Here is a 15,762-nt window from a genome sequence, read left to right on the forward strand (position 1 = left end):
GCATAAACGGGGAAGACGTTCGACGTGACTTTCCCCGTCGTCCCCACGGCCCGCACCGCGTGGCTCGCTGCGCTGGCGGCGCCGCTGGCGCTGGTGATCGCCGCGGCGGCCCCGGGGGCGTGGGTGATCGCACCGGCCGCCGGGGTGGCGCTGCTCGTGCTCGCGCTGCTCGACGGCGTGCTGGCCGGGCGGATGACGGACTGGCGGCTTCACGCGCCCGCCGACGCCGAAGTCGGCGAGCCGCTGACCGTCGCCGTGCTGGCGGAGATCACCGGGCGTGCCGCGCGCACGCCGGTCGAGGTCGCACTCGCCGTCGATCCGCGGCTCGAACCGGGCGGCGGCGTGCAATTCGCCGCTCCGTTCGACCCGGCTACCGGCACTTGGCACGGCACTGCCGCGCTCACGCCCTCGCGCCGCGGGACCGCACCGGTCGAGCGCGTCTGGCTGCGCTGGTCCGGTCCACTCGGCCTCGGCGCGCGGCAGGTTAGCCACGAACTCGACCGGACGGTCCGCATCTGGCCCGATCTCGCGCCGGTCCGCAGCCCCGAGCTGCAGACGTTCCTGCGCGACGCCCAGTTCGGCCTCATCGCCCGTCGCATCCGCGGCGAAGGCACCCAGTTCGAGGCGCTGAGCGAATATGAGCCCGGCATGGACCGCCGCCGGATCGACTGGAAGGCAAGCGCGCGCCACACCCGCCTCTACGCGCGCGAGAACGAGAGCGAACGCAACAACCAGATCGTCTTCGCCTTCGACTGCGGCCAGGCCATGTGCGAACCGGTGGGCGGACTGCCGCGGATCGACCGTGCGGTCACCGCGGCACTCACCGCATCCTACGTCGCGCTCAAGGGCGGCGACCGCGTGGCGCTGTTCGGTTTCGCCCAGCGGCCCGAGCTTTCGACGCCGTTCGTCGGCGATTCGCGCAACTTCCACCGCCTCCAGCGCGCCGCGGCCGGGCTCGACTACCATACGGAGGAGCCGAACTTCACGCTCGCGCTGGCGACGCTCTCCGCCCGGCTCCAGCGCCGCTCGCTGATCGTGCTGTTCTCCGACTTCACCGATCCGACCGGCGCGGAACTGATGATCGAGAGTGTCGGCCGGCTGGTCGACAGGCATCTGGTGCTGTTCGTGACCATGGAGGACGAGGACCTCGCTGCGATGTCCGCCGCGGAGCCCGGCACGCTCGACGCGCTCGCCACCGCCGTCTCCGCCGACACCCTGCTGCGCCAGCGCGCGCTGGTGCTACAGCGGCTGCGGCAGATGGGCGTCGACATCATTGAGGCGCCGTGGGACCGGATCGGCTACCGCCTGATCGACCGCTATCTCGAGATCAAGCGCGCGGAGGCGATCGGGTGACGACGCCCATTCTCAGGACCCTGTTCGGCAAAGCCGAAGTCGCGCCGCCGCCCGAGATCGAAGCCGCCGCGCTGCGCTCCGACCGCTTCCGGCTCGAGCGCGAGCACGACTGGCGGCGGCTGGAGGACATCGTCGCGCGGATGGAAAAGGGGCGGCTGCGCGGCCTTTCCGACGAGGACGTGCTGGCGCTGCCCACGCTTTATCGCACCGCCGCCTCCAGCCTTGCCGTAGCGCGCGAGACATCGCTCGACGCGGCGACGCTCGAATATCTTGATTCGCTCGTCCAGCGGGCCTGGTTCCAGGTCTACGGGCCGCGTCAGGGGTTCGTCGGGTGGCTGCGCGGATTTCTCGGCGGCGGGCTCAGCCGCGCGATCCGTGCGATCTGGCTCGACATCTGCATTGCGCTGGCGGTGATGGTGGCCGGCACGATCACGGGCTGGCTGCTCGTCGCACAGGACAGGGAATGGTACTACGCCTTCGTCCCGGTCCAGTTCGCCGACACGCGCGTGCCCGGCGCCAGCCGCGAGGTGCTGCTCGAAAGCCTGCAGGTGGAGAAGGACGCGCAAGGCATGTCCGCCTTCGCGGCCTTCCTGTTCAGCAACAACGCCGGGGTCTCGATCCTCGCCTTCGCGCTCGGCTTCGCCTTCGGCATTCCCTCGCTGATGCTGCTGATCCACAACATGGCGATACTCGGTGCGATGTTGTGGCTCTATGCGGATGCGGGGCTGACGCTCGAATTCGCCGCCTGGCTGAGCGTGCACGGGACGACCGAGCTGTTCGCGATCCTGCTCGCGGGCGCGGCGGGCATGCACATCGGCCGCTCGATGGCCTTCCCCGGCAGCCGCTCGATCCTCACTGCCGCTGCCGAGAGCGGGCGCCGCGGGGCGCAGGTCATGGTCGGGGTAGTGCTGATGCTGGTCGCCGCCGCGCTGCTGGAGGCCTTTCCGCGTCAACTGTTCGGGACGGAGGGGCGACTGATCATCGGCTGCGTCATGCTGTTGTTCTGGCTTGCCTACTTCTTCGCCTTCGGGCGGGAAAGAAAGGCATGACGGCCCGGGCGGCCCCGCATCTCGCGCACCGCGCCAAGCGCCGCCGCGACGTCGTCACGCCCGAAGGGATCGCGCTCCCCTTCACCGTCGCCAGCCGCAGCGCGCGTGCCGGGGCGCTGCTGCTCGACCTGACCCTGATGTTCGTCACCGGCATCGTCGTCACGCTGGCGTTGATCTGGATCGCCGGCGGCCTGTTCGAGGCCATCGGCGGCCCCGGCGGGACGAACGGAGCGATCGAGTTCATCGCCGTGTTCTGGACCCTGTTCTGGTTCCTCCTGTGGAACGGCTATTTCATGGTCATGGAAATGGGGCCGCGAGGCGCGACGTTCGGCAAGCGCGCAACCGGCATTCGGGTCGCCTCGCGCGACGGCGGACGGCTCACGCCGGAGGCGGTGGTCGCGCGCAACCTCCTGCGCGACATCGAGCTGTTCCTGCCGATCGTCTTCCTGATGAGCGCACCGAGCGGCGAGACCGGTGCTGCCGGCATCGCGGCCGCGGCGTGGTTCCTCGTGTTCCTGCTGTTCCCGTTCTTCAACCGCGACGCCTTGCGCGCGGGCGATCTGATCGCCGGCACCTGGGTGGTCGAGGCGCCGCGCGCCGCGCTGGCCGAGACGCTTTCGACCGAAGGTGCCGCGCGCGAGGGGGCGAGCGCGCTGACGGGCGCCGAATACCGGTTCGGCGAGGCCGAGCTGGCAATCTACGGCGAATACGAGTTGCAGACGCTCGAGCGCGTGCTGCGCGACGGCAGGCCCGAAGCGCTCGAATCGGTTCACGACGCGATCTGCCGCAAGATCGGCTGGAACCCCGGCAGCGGCGACGAGCGTGCCTTCCTCGAGGCGTTCTACGCGCAGCTCCGCGCCAGGCTCGAACGCGACATGCGCTTCGGCAAGCGCAAGGCGGACAAGTTCAGCTAGGGCACTTGCCATCCGGGGCCCGCGGAGCGCAGAAGGCCTGCGATGAAATATGCGATCACGCAAGACCCGCTGGAGGACGCCGAAGTGCTCGCGCTCCTCCAGCTCCACCTCGACGAGATGCACCGCTGGTCGCCCGCCTGCAAGGTCCACGCCCTGCCGGCTGAGCGGCTGCGCGCGCCGGACGTGACGTTCTATGTCGTGCGCGACGGCCATGGGCTGGCGGCGGTCGGTGCACTCAAGGAACTCACGCCCGACCGCGGCGAGCTCAAGTCGATGCGCGCGGCCCCGGAATACCGCGGCAAGGGCGCGGGCGAGGCGGTCCTGCTCCACCTGCTGGGGGAGGCGCAGACACGCGGCTACCGCTGGTTGGGGCTGGAGACCGGGCGCCCCGAAGCGTTCCTGCCTGCCTTGCGGCTTTACGAAAAGCACGGCTTTGCCGAATGCCCGGCGTTCGGCGACTACGTCTCCGACGAGTTCAGCCTGTGCATGGAGAAATGGCTGTGACGATCGACCGCCGAACCGCGCTCGTGAGCGGACTCGCGCTGGCGGCGGGCGCCTGCGTGCCGATCGAGCGCGACCTCGCCGGGCGCTTCAGTGCCCTGCTGCGCATCATTGAGGCGCAGGGGAACGGCACGCTCGGCGTCGCGGTGCTCGATACCGGCACCGGCCGCGTTTGGGGCCATGCCGACTATGCACGCTTCCCGCACTTGTCCTCGTTCAAGCTCTCGCTCGCCGCGCTCGTGCTGCATCTCGACGAGACGGGTGCGATCGACGCCGGCGAGCACGTCACCTGGACCGAGGACGACCTGCTCGCCTACGCACCGTTCGCGAAGGAGCGGCTGGAGCAAGGCGCGACTCTGCGCGAGCTGGCGGAGTTCACCCAGAAGCTGAGCGACAACACGGCGGCAAACGTTCTCCTGCGGCGGCTCGGCGGACCCGAGCGGCTGACCGCGTTCTGGCGTGCGCTTGGCGACGAGACGAGCCGCCTCGACCGCTACGAGCCCGAGCTCAACCTGGTGCCGCCCGGCGAGATCAAGGACACTACCACCCCCGCCGCCATGGCACGCACTTTGGGCAAGCTGCTCTACGGCGATGCGCTGGGCGAAGCGGCGCGCGCCACGCTCAAGCTGTGGATGGCCGAGACCCGCACCGGTACGAAGCGGGTGCGCGCCGGGCTCCCGCCGGAATGGCCCTCGGGCGACAAGACCGGCACTTCGCTCGCGCCCGGCATGGGCAGCGTTTATGTCGATGTCGGCTACGTCGAGCCGCCTGACCGCGCCCCGCTGGCCTTCGCCACATACTTCCGCGCCGCGCGCCAGCACACGGTGGCCGATCCGGCCTCCGAAGCCGTGCTGGCGGAAGTGGGGCACGTCATCGCGAGATATGTTCGGGTGACCTGAATCTTAGCCTCTGCGTCATCGCAGCGAACGCTGATCGCTACCCGCCAGGTCGGTCTTCGCTGCACGCGATCCCAGCTTTCGCGGAGATGACGGGGTGGGCCGAATTTACTCCCCCTCGAAAATCGCCACCTCGTTCGTGCCATCGCTGGTCGCGCGGCCGCGGTACATGCCGGGGGTGTTGAAGCTGAACACCGCCTCGCCGTTCTTCGATACGACGATCACCCCGCCGTCGCCGCCCAGTTCCCCGACGTCGGCGATCACCGCGTCGGCGGCCTGTTGCACGCTTTCGTCCGCCAGCAGCATGCGCGCGCAGATCGCATGCGCGACGCCGGCGCGGATAAAGTATTCGCCCGAGCCGGTGGCCGACACGGCGCAAGCGCGGTCGTCGGCCCAGGTGCCCGCGCCGATCACCGGCGAATCGCCGATGCGGCCCCAGCGCTTGCCGGTCATCCCGCCGGTCGAGGTGCCGGCAGCGAGGTGCCCAGCGGAATCGCGCGCCACCGCACCCACCGTGCCGAACTTGAACTCGACGTCCAGCGCGGCGAGATTTTCTGCCTTCATCTTCTCGAGCTGCTTGCGGCGATGTTCGGTCGCGAACCATGCGGGCGGCACGATCTCGAGGCCCTTCTCCGCCGCGAACTGCTCGGCGCCGTGACCCGAGAGGAAGACGTGACGCCCGTCCTCCATCACCGCACGCGCGAGGCGGATCGGATGGCGCACGGTCGTCACCCCCGCGACCGCTCCGGCGGCGCGCGTTTCGCCGTCCATGATCGATGAATCGAGTTCGTTCTTCCCGTCCCAGGTGAACACCGCGCCGCGGCCGGCGTTGAACTTCGGATCGTCCTCCAGCAGCACGATCACCGCCTCGACCGCATCCATCGCGCTGCCGCCCTGGCTGAGCACTTTCGCCCCCGCGTCGAGCGCGGACTGCAGGGCGGCGCGGTATTCCGCCTCCTGCTCGGCGCTCATGTTCTCCCGCTTGAGCGTCCCCGCGCCGCCATGGATCGCGAGCGACCAGCGCGGCGCATCGTCCGCCTCCTGTGCCGAGAGCGAGGCCATCGGGGCGAGAGCGAGAAGCGCGAGCAATGCAGAGAGCTTGATCATGGCCTCGAGGCTAGCGCCGCGCCTGCCGAGAGCAAGGGTGAATTGGCCGGTTCAGGCCGCGGAGGCAATCTCCGGCAGGCGCGGGCCCACACCGCGCCGCCGCCGCGCGGCATCGAACAGCGCCACCGCAATCAGGAACGCCGCGCAGATCATCAGGAACTCGCCGCCATCCTCGATGAACGTCTCGATCTCGATCATCGCCTGCGTGTGCGGCCCCCAGACGACGATCAGGTCGACCACGACACCGAAGAATGCCGTCGCCGCGACGCATCCGGCCAGGATCAGCGATTCGACCGCCGCCCGCAGCCGCGCATGGCGCAGGCTGACGAACAGCGCGACCAGCCAGAATGCGCCAATCGCGAGAAACAGGCTCGCCTCGCCGATATCGTTCGGCGCGACCGGCAGCGGCCATCCGGCGAACCAGCTTTCGAAGGCATGGCCGAAGCGCTCGTGGATCTCGATGCTGTTGTCGAGCGTCAGCCAGGCGAACAGCAGCGCGTTGGCGAGATAGACGCTCGCTCCGTCCCACCGCCACATGACGAACAGCATCGCCGCAACCGCGAAAGTCAGCGCATATTCCAGCCATTCGCCGAAGCCCCCATCCGAGGCGAGGAAGAACTGCACCGGCAGATGCGCATCGGTCAGTTCGCCGTAATGCGCCGCGACGTCGAGGCCGACCAGCACGCCCGCATAGGGAAGCAGGAACAGCGCCGCCGTGCGCAGGCTACGCGAGAATGCGATCTCGGCCAGAACCGAGATGGCCTCGCGAAAGAGGGCCCGAGGCTGCATCGATACGTCTCCGAAAGGTTCCGCACGTGGGCGGAAAGCCCATGATAGCGCTCGGACACGGCAGGAACGGTTAAGCCGAATGCTTAACGCGGGCCTACCGCGCACCTGCCGGGCGAGGAACGGCAATGGTTACCGCCTCAGAGCCATTTCCACTTCCGGAACAGCGCGAGCTGCGTCAGCATGATCGCGGCGCAGAGCGCGACCACGATCCAGAAAGCCGCCGCATCATTCGCCCCCGGCATTCCACCGACGTTGATTCCGAGCAGGCCGGTGAGAAATGTCAGCGGCAGGAAGATCGCGGCCACGATCGTCAACAGATAGTTGGTCCGTTCGGACCCGGCGAGCGAGCGGGCGCGCAGCTCATCCATCAGCACGACCGCACTTTCCTTGCTGATGTCGACGTCGTCGAGAAAGCGCCGCAGGAGCGCGATGGCCTCCGCGATCTCGCGCCGGTCGTGCGCTTCGAACCACTCCGGCGCATCGCGCGCAATCGCTTCCAGGGCAACGTGCTGCGGCCCCATGTGGCGCTGGAGCGCGAGGCAGTTCCGGCGGATCGCGACTGCGTTGGAGAGCACCTCATCGTTGCTCTCCTCCTCCATGTCGAGGTCTTCCAGCCGGTCGATCTCGTCGTTCATGTCGACGATCGCGGCGTTCATTCGCTGCACCATGTTGCCGGTCAGCGACGTGACCAGCGAGCCGGCGTCGACCGGGCCGGCGCCCGCTTCGAATTCCAGCAGCGTGTCCTGCGGCGTCTGCAGCGGCGCGCGGCGCAGGGTGACCAGCCGCGTCCCGTCGCTCCACAACTGCATCGAGACCATGTCCTCCGGCGCGGCGCCGGGGTTGAAGTTGATCCCGCGCAGCATCGCGACCAGCGTTTCGCCCTCGCGGAACGCGCGCGGGCGGGTCGCATCGCTGGTAAGCAGCCGGGCGGTCTGCTCCGGAATGCCGAGCTCCGCCTGAAGCCAGTCGCAGACGCCCGCGCGCGTCCGCCGCAAGTGAAGCCACAGCACTTCGCCCGCAGCGACCGGGCCCCATCCCTGCACCTCTTCCCACCCGATCGCCCGCGCGCCGCCCCTGCCGTCGAGCACGCGGCCGAACAGCAACGCCGTTTCGTCCTCGTTCTCGTCGGTCGGATCGGCCAGATCGTTCATCGCGCCTTCCATGCCGCAAACGCCGGGCGCTGTCATTGCTCCTTCATCGGGCTGCGCCTATATGGCGGGCCATGTCCGAGATACGTCCGTGGCGCACGATCGCGCGTCGCCAGTCCCGCCAGATCATGGTCGGCAACGTGCCGGTCGGCGGCGATGCGCCGATCACCGTGCAGACGATGACCAACACCCCGACCGAGGACGCCGCCGCGACGATCGACCAGATCCGCCGCTGCGAAGAGGCGGGGGCGGATATCATCCGCGTCTCGTGCCCGACCAAGGAAGCGACCGCCGCACTGCCGCTGATCGTGCGCGCCTCGAACATCCCGATCGTCGCCGACATCCATTTCCACTACAAGCGCGCGCTCGAGGCTGCCGACGCCGGCGCCGCCTGCCTGCGGATCAACCCTGGCAATATCGGCAGCGACCAGCGCGTTGCCGAAGTGGTCCGCGCAGCCAAGGCCAACGGCTGCGCGATCCGCATCGGCGTCAACGCCGGCAGCCTCGAAAAGGACCTGCTCGAGAAATACGGTGAGCCTTGCCCCGAAGCGCTGGTCGAGAGCGCGCTCGACCATATCAAGCTGCTGCAGGATCACGACTTTCACGCATACAAGGTGGCGGTGAAGGCGAGCGACGTGTTCCTCGCCGTCGCCGCCTACATGGGCCTCGCCGAAGCGGTCGACTGCCCGCTGCACCTCGGCATCACCGAAGCCGGCGGGCTGATCGGCGGGACGGTGAAATCGAGCATCGGCATCGGCAACCTGCTGTGGGCCGGGATCGGTGACACAATCCGCGTTTCGCTCTCGGCCGAGCCGGAAGACGAAGTGCGTGTCGGGTTCGAAATCCTCAAGGCCCTCGGCCTGCGCACCCGCGGCGTGCGGGTGGTCTCGTGCCCATCCTGCGCGCGGCAGGGCTTCGACGTGATCCGCACCGTGCAGGCGCTGGAGGAGCGGCTCTCGCACATCAAGACGCCGCTCTCGCTCTCGGTCCTCGGCTGCGTCGTCAACGGCCCGGGCGAGGCGCGCGAGACCGACATCGGCATCACCGGCGGCGGCAAGGGCAAGCACATGGTCTATCTGTCGGGCGTGACCGACCACCACGTGTCCGACGCCGACATGCTCGACCATATCGTCGAGCTGGTCGAGAAGAAGGCCGCCGAGATCGAGGCTGACATGAGCGACGCAGGCCAGGCCAACCCCCAGGAACACGAATTGCCTGAGGCGGCGGAGTAGCGCTGCGCTCAGAAGTAGATCTCGACATAGTCGGTCAGATCGTCGCACCATTCGAATTCGCGCAGCCGCCAGTACTGGCGGCCCTGGGTCACACCAAAGCGCCAGACCTTGTCGGCGGTACAGCGGCGGCCCGCGTCGGGCGTGTCGGTGATCGTCACGCGGCCATCAAGCAGGAAGTAGTCGGCGCCGATCTCGGTCACCACGCCCTCCACCGACACGCGGCCAGGACCGTCCTGCGCGCTCTGCGAACCGGACAGGTGCCAGACGCCGTTTGCGTCGACCCTGACGTCCACGTCGCCGCGCAGATCCCAGGTGATCCATTGCAGCGTCATGCCACCGTTGTTCCGCAGCCGATGCGCGGCGTCCTGGCTGAGGATGCGGGTGGCGGCGGGAGCCTTCGGCGTGATCTCCTCCACCGGCGGCAGGGCGGTTTCGGGCGGCGGCGCGGCCGTGCAGGCGGCAAGCGCGAGCAGCGCCGGCAGGGCAATGTGCTTCATGTGCGGCCAAACGTGTGGACGACGGGAGCCGTTCCCCGTTCACGCTCCCGTTACCGCTTGCTATGCTAAGGTCTGACAATGAACAGACGCGGCATCATCAAGGGCGCCCTGGCGCTGGGCGCAACCATGGCTCTCCCCTCGCGCCTCCCGGCGCAAGTGCGCAGCGGAAACCCGCGCGATGCGATTCTGGTGGAGATCGCCAAGCGCGAGCAGCAGAAGGCCGGATCGATCCTCTGGCGCACCGACATCGTCGGCATCGCCGACTACGGGCTGCGCAGTTCGGAGCCGCGCTTCCATTTCGTCAATCTCGAGGCGGGGCGGGTCGATTCCTACCTCGTCACTCACGGCAGCGGCTCCGATCCTGAGCACGACGGCTGGCTCAACTGGTTCTCCAACGTGCCCGAATCGCTCTGCACCAGCCGTGGCGCCTACATGACTTACGGCTGGTACACCGGGCAGTTCGGCACTTCGATCCGGCTCGAGGGGCTGGAGGCGGACAACTCCAACGCGCTCGACCGCGCCATCGTGATGCACCGCGCAGCCTATGCCGAGCCCGAGCATCTCGCCCGCTGGGGCCGCCTCGGCCGCTCCAACGGATGCTTTGCGATGGGCGATGCGGACTTCAAGCTTGCCCTGCTCCAGCTCGGCGGCGGCCGGGTGCTCTTCGCCGACCGCCTCGGCCTCGCGGCGGACGGCACGATCGTTCCGCGCCCCGCCCAGGGCGCCGGCCAGATCACGCCGCTGACACCCCAACCGCCCCGCGGCGAGGACATTCTCAACCCGGGCGTCTACTGAGCACCGGCCTCGTCATCCGAGCTTGCGCTGGGATGACGAAGATATGTTCCCTCAGGTGGTCTTCATGTCGTCGATGATCTCGACCGCTTCCTCGCTCGTGCGGCGCGCGCGGTTTTCCTGGCGGGGCTGGTCGAGCGCGGCGAGGACCGGAGCGTCGCGACCGTAGATGTCCTTGAAGGTGCGCATCTCGCCGTCGATGTCGGTGCCCATCGTGAAGTAGGTAATGTAAACCGGCATCCGCGTGGTGAACGGGACCTTGGTGTACTCGCCCGACTTGAGGATCTCGACCGCCTCTTCCGCGGCGATCTTGCGCGCTTCGTCGGTGGTGGGGTTCTTCGCCAGGATCGCCAGCGTGATCGCCAATTCGCTCGCCCGCTCGGTGCGGATGCAGCCGTGGCTGAGCGCGCGATTGGCGTTGTTGAACAAGTGGCGCGAAGGCGTGTCGTGCAGGAAGATCGCATGCGGATTGGGCATATCGAGCTTCATCAGGCCGAGCGAGTTGCCGGGCCCCGGCTGCTGGACCACGGTGACGAAACCGGTCTCCTTGTCGCGCCAGCCCTTGTAGCCATTGGCCCGCGCCCAGCCGGGATTGCCGAGCACCCGCGCGCCGAGCCCTTCGCCCTTCACGATCGACTGCGGCACCGTCCAGTTGGGATTGAAGATCACCCCTTCGACGATCTCGGCGAGCTGCGGAGTCGCGGTGCGGCCCGGCTTGCCAACGATCGTCTTGTAGGTGCGCAGGATCTTGTCGTTGACCGTCAGCCGCAACTGGAACTCGGGCACGTTGGTCATCAGGTACTGATTGCCGAGATCGCGCGCGAGCCAGCGCCAGCGGTCCATGTTGGCGCGGATCAGCTTGCGCTTCGAGGTCTGGCCTGCCGCAGTCCCGGCGAGTTCTGCCTTGAGCTTGGCGTAATCCGGGTGAAGCGGCGCGAGATCCTGCAGCGCGCCGGCGATGTCGCCGCTGGCAAGCGCACCCGCCATCACGTCGCCGGTGCGGTAGCGGTCGGGATCGGGATCGACCACGAACCATTGCTTGCGCGCCTCCATCGGTGTGCGGCCATCGCGCATGTCCTCCACCAGCCAGGCGAAGGCGCGGCTCGCCACCTGGTCGAGCTGCTCGCCCGGACCGGCCGCGATCGCCTGACGCAGGGCCAGCTCGCCATAGTCGGCCGGGTCAAGCCCTTCTGTGCCGATGCCGGCGATGACGGTGGCGAGCTTCTCCGCGTTCGCGACGGTCCAGGGCTGGACCGCCGGCTCGAACTGCTGGACCACTTCCTTCGCAATCGTGCGGACCGGATCGCCCGGCACCGCGACCGGCGGGGTCGGCGCCGGCCGGGCGGGCTGCGCCGGCTCGCTGGCGACGACGTCGGTGTCGGGCCGGACCGGATACTGCCCGACCGCCTGCGATTCCGGCAGGAGGTTCTCCGGCGCCTGCTGCTGCGCCGCCACGGCGGCGGGGTGAAGCGCCGTCAGCGAAGCGGCGGCAAGGAGGATCGGCGAAAGTTTGCTGGTCATTTGTCCTGTCTCTAGCCCCCGGGGCGCCTCTGGTCGTAGCGAGGGCCGGCGCGAATCTGCCTTAACGAACCATGCGCATCAAGCACCGCGGCTGACTGGCGGCTGAATTCAGATGGCTGATGACGCGCCGCAACACCGGGCCTATGGCCGCTGCAATGCTTCCCGAGCACCGCCAGTTGCCCATCCTCGTCACCGTGGCGGGAATCGCCCTGTTCGCAGCGATGGACGCCTTCATGAAGTCGGCCGCGATGGTGGTGGGCGCCTATAGCGCGCTGCTGCTGCGCACGGCGATCGGGCTCGCCGTGGTCGCCCCGTTTTGGCTGGGGCTCGGCGGGCGCTGGCCGGCACGGCGCGTGCTGCGCATCCACCTGAAGCGCGGGATCGTCGTGGCCTTCATGGCGCTCACCTTCTTCTTCGCACTCGTGCGCCTGCCGCTGGCGGAGGCGATCGCGCTATCCTTCGTCGCGCCGCTGATCGCGCTCTATCTCGCCGCGATCCTGCTGGGTGAGACGATCGAACGGCGGGCGGTGATCGCCGCACTGCTGGGCCTGGCGGGCGTGGTGGTGATCGTCGCCGGCAAGCTCGGAACCCAAGAACTCGACCGCGATGCCGTGCTCGGCCTGTCGGCGATGGCGTTCTCCACCCTGCTCTACGCATGGAATCTCGTGATCCAGCGCGAACAGGCGCTCGTAGCGAGGCCGCTCGAAGTCGCGACCTTCCAGAACGGCATCGTCACCCTCACGCTCCTGCCGCTCGCGCCGCTGCTGTTCATCGTGCCGGAACCGGCGGCCTGGCGCGACATCGGCGCGGCCGCGCTGCTCGCGACGGGCGCCGCCATCGCACTCGCCTGGGCCTATGCACGGGCCGAGACGCAGGTGCTCCTGCCGATCGAATATTCGGCCTTCCTCTGGGCCGCGCTGTTCGGCTGGCTGTTCTTCCGCGAGGAGTTGGGGCCCGGCACGGTCGCAGGCGCAGCGCTGATCGTGATCGGCTGCTGGATCGCCGCACGGCGCCGGCCGGAACAAAGCGCGCTATAAGAGCTATTGCTTGTGCAAGGATAATGCGCCGCGCGCAGTGCATGGTCGCGGTGCGCGCCCTTGACGCCTCGCGCGCGAACGCGCAGGTGCCGCGGCAAAATCGCGACTCTTTCCGCCGGAGCGCAGACGGCGGACGCCATTCACGAAAGGACGACGCACAGCATGACCCAGGTCGGCAAGGACAGCCTCAAGACCCGCTCCACCCTCAACGTGAACGGCAGGGACTACGCCTATTACTCCTTCGCCAAGGCGGCGGAGCACGTCGGCGACATCTCGCGTCTCCCGTTTTCGCTGAAAGTCCTTCTCGAAAACATGCTGCGGTTCGAGGACGGCGGCTTCACCGTCGGCGAGGAACACGTCCGCGCAATCGCCGACTGGCAGAAGAACCCGGCTACCGGCGAGGAAATCCAGTACCGCCCGGCGCGCGTGCTGCTGCAGGACTTCACCGGGGTGCCTTGCGTGGTCGACCTCGCCGCGATGCGCGACGCGATCGCCAAGCTCGGCGGCGACACCGCCAAGATCAACCCGCAGGTGCCGGTCAACCTTGTGATCGACCACTCGGTCATGGTCGACGAGTTCGGCCATCCCAAAGCGTTCGAGCAGAACGTCGCGTTCGAGTACGCGCGCAATGCAGAGCGCTACGACTTCCTCAAGTGGGGTTCCAAGAGCTTCCGCAACTTCTCCGCCGTGCCCCCGGGCACCGGCATCTGCCACCAGGTCAACCTCGAGCACATCGCCCAAGGCGTGTGGTCGAGCGAGGACGAAAGCGGCCAGATGGTCGCCTATCCCGACACTTGCGTCGGCACCGACAGCCACACGACCATGGTCAACGGCCTCGGCGTGCTCGGCTGGGGCGTCGGCGGGATCGAGGCCGAGGCCGCCATGCTCGGTCAGCCGGTTTCGATGCTGATCCCCGAGGTCGTCGGCTTCAAGCTGACCGGCTCGCTGGGCGAGGGCGTGACCGCGACCGATCTCGTGCTCACCTGCACCCAGATGCTGCGCGAGGCAGGCGTGGTCGGCCGCTTCGTCGAGTTCTACGGCCCCGGCGTCTCGACCCTGAGCCTCGCCGACCGCGCGACGATCGCCAACATGGCGCCCGAATACGGCGCGACTTGCGGCTTCTTCGGAATCGACGACAAGACGCTCGACTATATGCGCCTGACCGGCCGTAGCGAGGATACGATCGCGCTGGTCGAGGCCTATAGCCGCGAACAGGGCATGTGGTTCGAGCCGGACAACGAGCCGGTCTTCACCAGGACGATCGAACTCGACATCGGCGCGGTCGTCCCCAGCCTCGCCGGCCCCAAGCGCCCGCAGGACAAGGTCATACTCCCCGAAGTCGACGACCTGTTCAATGCCGATCTGGACACGCTCTACGGCAAGAGCGTGCCCGCCCGCGTGGCCGTGGAGGGCAAGGACCACGACATCGGCGACGGCGACGTGGTGATCGCCGCGATCACGAGCTGCACCAACACCTCCAATCCGGACGTGATGGTCGCCGCCGGCCTCCTCGCCAAGAAGGCGAACGAACGCGGCATGAAGCCAAAGCCTTGGGTCAAGACGAGCCTCGCGCCCGGTTCGCAGGTGGTCACCGACTATCTCGAGAAGGCCGGACTGCAGGAGCATCTCGACGCGATCGGCTTCGACCTCGTCGGCTACGGCTGCACGACCTGCATCGGCAACTCCGGCCCGCTCGCTCCGCCGATCAGCGAGGCGATCAACAGCAACGACATCGTCGCCGCCAGCGTGCTTTCGGGCAACCGCAACTTCGAAGGCCGGGTCAGCCCCGACGTGCGCGCGAACTTCCTCGCCAGCCCGCCGCTGGTGGTCGCCTATGCGCTCAAGGGCACGGTGACGCAGGACATGATCGAAACGCCGCTCGGCACCGACAAGGACGGCAACGACGTGTTCCTGAAGGACCTGTGGCCGTCCAACGACGAGATCGCCACCGTCCGCTCGGGCGCGATCGACCGCGCAATGTTCGAGGCCCGCTATGCCGACGTCTACAAGGGCGACGAGCATTGGCAGGCGATCGACGTGACCGGATCGGACACCTACCAGTGGCGCCCGGGCAGCACTTACGTCGCCAACCCGCCTTACTTTGAGGGCATGAGCATGACGCCGGCGCCGGTGACCGATATCGTCGACGCCAAGCCGCTCGCGATCCTCGCCGACAGCGTCACCACCGACCACATCAGCCCGGCCGGATCGATCAAGGAAGACAGCCCGGCGGGCAAGTACCTGATCGAGAACCAGGTCGCGAAGGCGGACTTCAACTCCTACGGCAGCCGCCGCGGCAACCACGAAGTGATGATGCGCGGCACCTTCGCCAACATCCGTATCCGCAACGAGATGGTGCCCGGGGTCGAAGGCGGCTTCACCGCCTACAACGGCGAGCAGATGGCGATCTACGACGCGGCGATGAAGCACAAGGCCGACGGCACCCCGCTGGTCGTCATCGCGGGCAAGGAATACGGCACCGGGTCGAGCCGCGACTGGGCGGCCAAGGGCACGATCCTGCTCGGCGTGCGCGCGGTGATCGTCGAAAGCTTCGAGCGCATCCACCGCTCGAATCTGGTCGGCATGGGCGTGCTGCCGCTGCAGTTCATGGGCGGTGAGACGCGCGAGACCCTGGGTCTGACGGGCGACGACAGCTTCACCATTCATGGCCTCGCCGATCTCAAGCCGGCGCAGGACGTCACGGTCGAGGTGACCCGCGCCAACGGTGAGAGCTTCACCTTCACCGCCAAGTGCCGGATCGATACGGCCAACGAGATGGAATACTACCGCAACGGCGGCATCCTCCACTACGTGCTGCGCAAGCTGGCAGCCTGAGCCGCAGGCCTGCGCGGGCGCAAAAAAGGGCGGCTCCCTCGCGGGGGCCGCCCTTTCTCGTGGGAGTGACGGGCTCGTAGGGAGTGGCGAG

The 15,762-nt window shown here is 68.2% G+C and carries 14 protein-coding genes; 9 read left to right on the plus strand and 5 right to left on the minus strand.

Annotation, left to right across the window (positions count from 1 at the left end; all coding sequences use genetic code 11):
• Window positions 1-24: 24 nt before the first annotated feature.
• The 5 genes from AC3A5N_RS14300 to bla are packed head-to-tail and all read left to right on the plus strand — an operon-like array spanning window position 25 to window position 4,716.
• Window positions 25-1,353: a DUF58 domain-containing protein gene (locus AC3A5N_RS14300; protein ID WP_487737994.1), complete on the plus strand. Its 1,329-nt coding sequence runs from the start codon at window positions 25-27 to the stop codon at window positions 1,351-1,353.
• Window positions 1,350-2,402: a stage II sporulation protein M gene (locus tag AC3A5N_RS14305; protein ID WP_487737995.1), complete on the plus strand. Its 1,053-nt coding sequence runs from the start codon at window positions 1,350-1,352 to the stop codon at window positions 2,400-2,402. Before AC3A5N_RS14300 ends, AC3A5N_RS14305 begins: the two co-directional genes overlap by 4 nt.
• Window positions 2,399-3,316: an RDD family protein gene (locus AC3A5N_RS14310; protein ID WP_487737996.1), complete on the plus strand. Its 918-nt coding sequence runs from the start codon at window positions 2,399-2,401 to the stop codon at window positions 3,314-3,316. The genes AC3A5N_RS14305 and AC3A5N_RS14310 overlap by 4 nt, the downstream gene beginning before the upstream one ends.
• 42 nt (window positions 3,317-3,358) lie before the next feature.
• Window positions 3,359-3,820, plus strand: coding sequence for a GNAT family N-acetyltransferase (locus tag AC3A5N_RS14315; RefSeq protein ID WP_487737997.1), 462 nt, complete (start codon window positions 3,359-3,361; stop codon window positions 3,818-3,820).
• A complete protein-coding gene (bla, locus tag AC3A5N_RS14320; protein ID WP_487737998.1) occupies window positions 3,817-4,716 on the plus strand; it encodes a class A beta-lactamase in 900 nt (299 codons plus the stop codon). The genes AC3A5N_RS14315 and bla overlap by 4 nt, the downstream gene beginning before the upstream one ends.
• A 105-nt stretch (window positions 4,717-4,821) precedes the next feature.
• Here the strand turns inward: bla and AC3A5N_RS14325 are convergent, their stop codons facing one another.
• The 3 genes from AC3A5N_RS14325 to AC3A5N_RS14335 all read right to left on the minus strand — a co-directional run bounded on the left by AC3A5N_RS14325 (window position 4,822) and on the right by AC3A5N_RS14335 (window position 7,796).
• Window positions 4,822-5,820, minus strand: a complete 999-nt coding sequence (locus tag AC3A5N_RS14325; protein ID WP_487737999.1) for an isoaspartyl peptidase/L-asparaginase family protein — start codon at window positions 5,818-5,820, stop codon at window positions 4,822-4,824.
• 51 nt (window positions 5,821-5,871) lie between these two features.
• On the minus strand, window positions 5,872-6,609 hold the full coding sequence (locus tag AC3A5N_RS14330; RefSeq protein WP_487738000.1) for a hypothetical protein: 738 nt from the start codon (window positions 6,607-6,609) through the stop codon (window positions 5,872-5,874).
• Between the two features lie 137 nt (window positions 6,610-6,746).
• The gene (locus tag AC3A5N_RS14335; protein WP_487738001.1) at window positions 6,747-7,796 is read right to left on the minus strand and encodes a CorA family divalent cation transporter; all 1,050 of its coding nucleotides are present in this window, start codon (window positions 7,794-7,796) and stop codon (window positions 6,747-6,749) included.
• Between the two features lie 35 nt (window positions 7,797-7,831).
• On the opposite strand from AC3A5N_RS14335, the gene ispG reads away from it, so the two are divergent.
• The gene (ispG, locus tag AC3A5N_RS14340; protein ID WP_487738002.1) at window positions 7,832-8,989 is read left to right on the plus strand and encodes a flavodoxin-dependent (E)-4-hydroxy-3-methylbut-2-enyl-diphosphate synthase; all 1,158 of its coding nucleotides are present in this window, start codon (window positions 7,832-7,834) and stop codon (window positions 8,987-8,989) included.
• 8 nt (window positions 8,990-8,997) lie between these two features.
• On the opposite strand, the gene AC3A5N_RS14345 is transcribed toward ispG, so the two are convergent.
• The gene (locus tag AC3A5N_RS14345) at window positions 8,998-9,486 is read right to left on the minus strand and encodes a hypothetical protein (RefSeq protein WP_487738003.1); all 489 of its coding nucleotides are present in this window, start codon (window positions 9,484-9,486) and stop codon (window positions 8,998-9,000) included.
• 78 nt (window positions 9,487-9,564) lie between these two features.
• On the opposite strand from AC3A5N_RS14345, the gene AC3A5N_RS14350 reads away from it, so the two are divergent.
• Window positions 9,565-10,281: a murein L,D-transpeptidase catalytic domain-containing protein gene (locus AC3A5N_RS14350; protein ID WP_487738004.1), complete on the plus strand. Its 717-nt coding sequence runs from the start codon at window positions 9,565-9,567 to the stop codon at window positions 10,279-10,281.
• 51 nt (window positions 10,282-10,332) lie between these two features.
• Here AC3A5N_RS14350 and AC3A5N_RS14355 read toward each other — a convergent pair whose 3' ends face one another.
• Window positions 10,333-11,799 (minus strand): L,D-transpeptidase family protein, encoded by a 1,467-nt coding sequence (locus AC3A5N_RS14355; RefSeq protein ID WP_487738005.1) that lies wholly within the window; start codon window positions 11,797-11,799, stop codon window positions 10,333-10,335.
• Between the two features lie 143 nt (window positions 11,800-11,942).
• On the opposite strand from AC3A5N_RS14355, the gene AC3A5N_RS14360 reads away from it, so the two are divergent.
• Window positions 11,943-12,836 carry a DMT family transporter gene (locus AC3A5N_RS14360; protein WP_487738006.1) on the plus strand — a complete coding sequence of 298 codons (894 nt, stop codon included), beginning with the start codon at window positions 11,943-11,945 and terminating at the stop codon, window positions 12,834-12,836.
• A 162-nt stretch (window positions 12,837-12,998) separates the two neighbouring features.
• Window positions 12,999-15,671, plus strand: a complete 2,673-nt coding sequence (gene acnA / locus AC3A5N_RS14365) for an aconitate hydratase AcnA (protein ID WP_487738007.1) — start codon at window positions 12,999-13,001, stop codon at window positions 15,669-15,671.
• Window positions 15,672-15,762 lie beyond the last annotated feature (91 nt).

This window comes from Pelagerythrobacter sp. Soil_C_18 (genome assembly GCF_057657235.1).